Source organism: Thalassobaculum sp., from assembly GCF_040219215.1.
Taxonomy (GTDB): domain Bacteria; phylum Pseudomonadota; class Alphaproteobacteria; order Thalassobaculales; family Thalassobaculaceae; genus Thalassobaculum_A.
This window is the reverse complement of the sequence record NZ_JAVJSX010000004.1, coordinates 1-4,226: the sequence shown is the minus strand read 5'-3', so window position 1 is coordinate 4,226 and position 4,226 is coordinate 1. Positions and strand designations below refer to the sequence as shown.

Annotated in this window: 6 protein-coding genes and 1 pseudogene; 1 reads left to right on the top strand and 6 read right to left on the bottom strand. The window is 61.9% G+C overall.

Translation table 11 applies throughout. The features are described from left to right. Positions 1–54 precede the first annotated feature (54 nt). Positions 55–1,047 (top strand): annotated as a pseudogene (locus RIC54_RS02485) (IS481 family transposase). 53 nt (positions 1,048–1,100) lie between these two features. Here the strand turns inward: RIC54_RS02485 and RIC54_RS02480 are convergent. From RIC54_RS02480 to RIC54_RS02455, 6 genes are all read right to left on the bottom strand, one after another. Continuing rightward, complete coding sequence (locus tag RIC54_RS02480; protein ID WP_350150500.1) at positions 1,101–1,310, bottom strand: hypothetical protein; 210 nt, start codon at positions 1,308–1,310, stop codon at positions 1,101–1,103. Next, positions 1,307–2,056 carry a COG4280 domain-containing protein gene (locus RIC54_RS02475; RefSeq protein ID WP_350150498.1) on the bottom strand — a complete coding sequence of 250 codons (750 nt, stop codon included), beginning with the start codon at positions 2,054–2,056 and terminating at the stop codon, positions 1,307–1,309. Before RIC54_RS02475 ends, RIC54_RS02480 begins: the two co-directional genes overlap by 4 nt. A gap of 30 nt (positions 2,057–2,086) precedes the next feature. Then, positions 2,087–2,296: a DUF1127 domain-containing protein gene (locus RIC54_RS02470; protein ID WP_350150496.1), complete on the bottom strand. Its 210-nt coding sequence runs from the start codon at positions 2,294–2,296 to the stop codon at positions 2,087–2,089. 4 nt (positions 2,297–2,300) lie between these two features. Further along, on the bottom strand, positions 2,301–2,843 hold the full coding sequence (locus tag RIC54_RS02465; RefSeq protein ID WP_350150494.1) for a Chromate resistance protein ChrB: 543 nt from the start codon (positions 2,841–2,843) through the stop codon (positions 2,301–2,303). A 273-nt stretch (positions 2,844–3,116) separates the two neighbouring features. Next, positions 3,117–3,428, bottom strand: coding sequence for an integration host factor subunit beta (ihfB, locus tag RIC54_RS02460; protein ID WP_350150492.1), 312 nt, complete (start codon positions 3,426–3,428; stop codon positions 3,117–3,119). A gap of 574 nt (positions 3,429–4,002) precedes the next feature. Continuing rightward, on the bottom strand, positions 4,003–4,226 hold a 224-nt coding region (locus RIC54_RS02455), incomplete at its 5' end, for a hypothetical protein (protein ID WP_350150490.1).

Below are 4,226 nucleotides of genomic sequence, written 5' to 3'. Positions count from 1 at the left end.
AGTCCCGGCATGTGATGGTACGGTTGAAGAGCCGCTCATCGCTAAGGACATGCTATGGGACAGGTACTTGCGATACAGCGATCGAAAGCTTCGATCCAGGAGCTAAGTCTCCGGTACGGCATCAATCCGAAGACGGTTTAGAAGTGGCGCAAGCGTAGCTCCGTCGAGGATGCCCCGATGGGGCCGAAGGAACGGCGCTCGACGGTGCTGTCGCCCGAGGAGGAAGCTCTGATCGTCGCCTTTCGGAAGCACACGATGCTGCTGCTCGACGATTGCCTCTACGCCCTGCAAGCGAGCATCCCGCACCTGACCAGGTCCAGCTTGCACCGGCTGTTCCAGCGCCATGACATCAGTCGGTTGCCGAGTGTCGAGGGCGACAAGCCGAAGAAGCGGTTCAGGGAATATCCGGTCGGCTACATCGATATCCGCTGCCCGGCAGTGGTTTGCGTAGCAAACCATGAGAGGCGACATCGCCGAGGTATGGACCGAGGACGGCAAGCTGTACATGTTCGTGGCAATCGACCGGGTGACCAAGTTCACCTTTGCCGAGCTGCACGAACTGGCTACCCGGCGCACCGCTGCCGATTTCCTGCGCCGCCTGATCGATGCCGTTCCTTACAAGATCCACACCGTGCTGACCGACAACGGCACGCACTTCACCACACCGGGGAATGTGTGTTCGGCCGTGGCCGACATCAGAGATGCTATCGCCAATGGCGAGTGCTTCAGGGCTCACGCCTTCGAGCTCGCCTGTGCCAAGACCGGCATCGATCACCGCCTGACCAAGCCGAACCACCCTGGACCAATGGCCAGGTCGAACGCATGAACCGGACCATCAAGGAGGCGACGGTGCGCCGCTTCTACTACGACAGCCACGACCGCCTGCGAGCCCACCTCGCCGACTTCCTAAACGCCTACAACTTCGCCAAGCGCCTCAAAACGCTCAACGGGCTCACGCCGTACGAGGCGATCTGCAAGCTATGGACCGAGCACCCAGATCGCTTCAGACCCGATCCAATCCATCACAAGCCGGGACTAAACATCTAGCGAAAGCAGTGTCGCGATTTCCTTCATCAAGTCGTCTGGGATTTCTGATCCATCTATTGCCGTCGCGCGGCCCGCGCGACGGCACTGGCGAGCACGACGAGGCATCCGACAAGCAGCACGCCGCCGCCGACCAGCGGCGTAACACTCCCGAGATCGATCAGCGCGGCTGCGAAGCCTACGACGACAAGCACGGTCGCCGTGAGCAGAGCATCGCCCACGAACATGCTGATGAGTTCTGCGAGGACGTCCCGGAGAATGGTCATTGCGCGGCCTTCCTGACCGACGTGCGGGCTAGGGTCGCGGCAAGCAATCCAGTTCCCAGGAATAGCGCCGCGAAGACGAACAGGGCGAAATCGGCGCCCGGCCATTCAACACCCAAACCTTCGCCGGTCCAAAACACCCCGAAGGCCGACAGCATAACCCCGACGCCAAACTTGAGGGTGTTCTCCGGAACTCGGGACAGCGGTCGGTGAACAACCGCGCCGACCAACAGAACGAGCGCGCAGGCCGCGAGGGCGCCGAGGCTCGCAGGCCACAGAAGCCCCCGACCGGCGCCGACGGCGATGACGATGAACACCACCTCAAGCCCTTCGAGCAGCACCGCCTTAAAGGCAGTGATGCCCGCGATCCAATCGAGCGACGTCTTGCGGCGCCGTGCCTCCTCGCCGAGCTGCGCCGTTTCTGCCGCGAAGATCGCCTCCTCGTCATGAAGGGGGATCACGCCGGCCATGCGCAGGGCTGCCTTGCGCAGCCAACCGATGCCGAAGAGGAGCAGCAGAACGCCGATCACCAGCTGCAGGGCGTGCAGAGGCACCAAATCGAGCACAGGGCCGAGAGCCAGCACGATCGTCGCGAGCACAGTCAGCGCTGCCGCGGTTCCAAGAACCGCAGGCCGCCAGCCGCGCAGGGTTGCCACCGCAAGGATGATCGTGAAGGCCTCGACGATCTCGACCACGGAGGCGAGAAAGGCGGAGCCGACGGCCGGAGCCGTCGTGGACCATTCAATCATGGATACCGATCCTTTCGTGTTGCGGGTTTGTCAGTCCCATCTCCTGGACTCGGCCTCAGCACTTGCACGGTTCACGCCGATATCCGCCAGAAGCCGGTCGTCGAGTTCCGCCAGCGCGGCGCGTTGGCGCTGACGATCGAGCCAGCGCAGCACCCGCGACGCTGCCTGCTGCGTCGCCTCAGGCGGTAAGCGCGGAGAGAAGGCGGTGGATAAGCCTATCTCGATCTGAAGCACACCCATGCTCTCACCCATTCTCGTCGTGGGCGTCAAAGACGCGCCGGGCGTAGTCGTCGAGCACCGCCTCGCACTCTTTCAGCCGCTTGGCGGCTTCGGTCGCACGGACACCGCCGTAGAAGTCGAGCTTGCGGATCTTGCCGATCCAGCCCTGAAGTTTCTTCAGATCGACGTCGTTCTCCTCGAGTTCGGCAAAGGTGAAGTGGTTCGCCGTGACCTCTTTCGCGACCTCGCGCTCGAAGTCGTGGCACTTGTCGATGAACTCCTCGTAGGCCTCGTCCCGATCGGCCTTGAACCGGGCGACCACCTTTTCCTCCTGACCGCGGTCGAGCGCGACGGTCTCAAGGATCACGCAGTCCCCCTTCGCTTCTGCGATATCGTTCTCGATCATCTTCAGCCGACGGACATGGTCGTCGGTCTTCGGCAGCAGGCAGACGCCGCTTTGGAGATAGACGGCGCCCATACCCTTGAGCCGCCGCCAGACGGCGATCCGCTTCGCTGCCGGCTCGGGGGGAACCTTATAAGTCAGTAGGAGCCATACGATTTCAGCCATGGTTCAATTTAAATGTAACGGTGGTAACATGTCAACTGATCGAATAGCATACATTCTGTGTTACTGAGGAAGCAGAATGAGACATCGCCGTGCCGCGTCGACCGCGGCGGGAACAACTGCTCGCGGGAGGTCGCGGCAATAGGCCTCCTGCTCGCAACGAGTTCTGAAAGGCCAAGAGTGTCAGTCGGGATGGGGCTCCGGCGCCGATCGGCACCGCAAGTCCCTGATACTCACCAGTTCGAGGGGGCCGCCGGTCGCGCTGGTATGCAGACTCTAGCGCCGAGTACCGTAAAGTTGCCGCGGTACTGCCGCGTTGATCCGGCCACGCAGCAGCTTGCTGGCCCTGAAGAACGGGACAATCTTCATATCCACCGGTACCGCTTTCCCGGTCCGCGGGTTGCGGCCCGTACGGGCTTGTCGATGTTTGACGGTGAACGACCCGAAACCCCGCAACTCGACCCGATCGCCACGCACGAGAGCGTCGACGATGTTCTGGAAGATCGTCGACACGATCCGCTCAACGTCCCGCAGCAACAAGTGCGGGTTGGCTTGCACCAGCCGTGCGATCAACTCCGACTTGGTCATGGCTGCATCCCTACATTCCAATCGCGAAGAGTGTACCAGAGCAGCCAAATGACCTCACGGAATCGCAACCCAACAAATGCTTGTTGTGTCGGTCGGCGCTGGGGCCCCATTGAGTTGCAGAGTTGAGTGTCATCAGCGGCAGGTCCGCGAATCGTCGTCGGGTGCGGCGCGGAGCAGCGCTGCGAGGCGGGTTCGGCCGAGCGCTTCTGCCAGGCGCGTCACTCCGACAACAGGCGGGCCAGTTCACGGAGGGGTGCGCCGCGGCGATTGATGCAGGCTCGTAGCCAAATGTCCCTGTATCTTTGCCGAATTCAGCAGTTTCAGGAACTTGGAACGCCCGGTAACCGCTGCAATTGGGAGACCGTTGCCCATGACCTTTCCGGCCATGGCCACGTCAGCGGGAACTCCGTACAAGTGCAACCTCATCGAGCGCAAGTTGGGCAGTCTCACGGACCGGCGATGTGTCGCGGCATTCTATGATTGATGCGCGCACACCTTCATGACCGCCAGTTGTATCCGCCATCTTCTCGTTACGAGGCCTGGGCTTGGCTCGCGCCAGTGAGGGGGGATGCGGTCACGGCCGGGATCCGGAGTTCGGCTCACGACAGCACGGCCCGAAGGGCGTCAACGCGCTGCCAATTTCTGCGGCTGAGCGACCTAGAGCATATTCGTCGGTAGCTGAATCGTAGGGGATTCCCATCGCGGGTGTTTTCTGATTCACCGTGAGGGCTGGTGAAGGAGGCCAGTTCTCATGGCTCGAGCTCTTTCCCTTGATCTGCGGCGCCGAGTGGTCGAAGC

Coding starts and splice junctions, on each gene's coding strand:
- RIC54_RS02480 (WP_350150500.1), bottom strand. CDS start 1,310: ATGACCATTCTCCGGGACGTCCTCGCAGAACTCATCAGCATGTTCGTG.
- RIC54_RS02465 (WP_350150494.1), bottom strand. CDS start 2,843: ATGGCTGAAATCGTATGGCTCCTACTGACTTATAAGGTTCCCCCCGAG.
- RIC54_RS02470 (WP_350150496.1), bottom strand. CDS start 2,296: ATGGGTGTGCTTCAGATCGAGATAGGCTTATCCACCGCCTTCTCTCCG.
- ihfB (WP_350150492.1), bottom strand. CDS start 3,428: ATGACCAAGTCGGAGTTGATCGCACGGCTGGTGCAAGCCAACCCGCAC.
- RIC54_RS02475 (WP_350150498.1), bottom strand. CDS start 2,056: ATGATTGAATGGTCCACGACGGCTCCGGCCGTCGGCTCCGCCTTTCTC.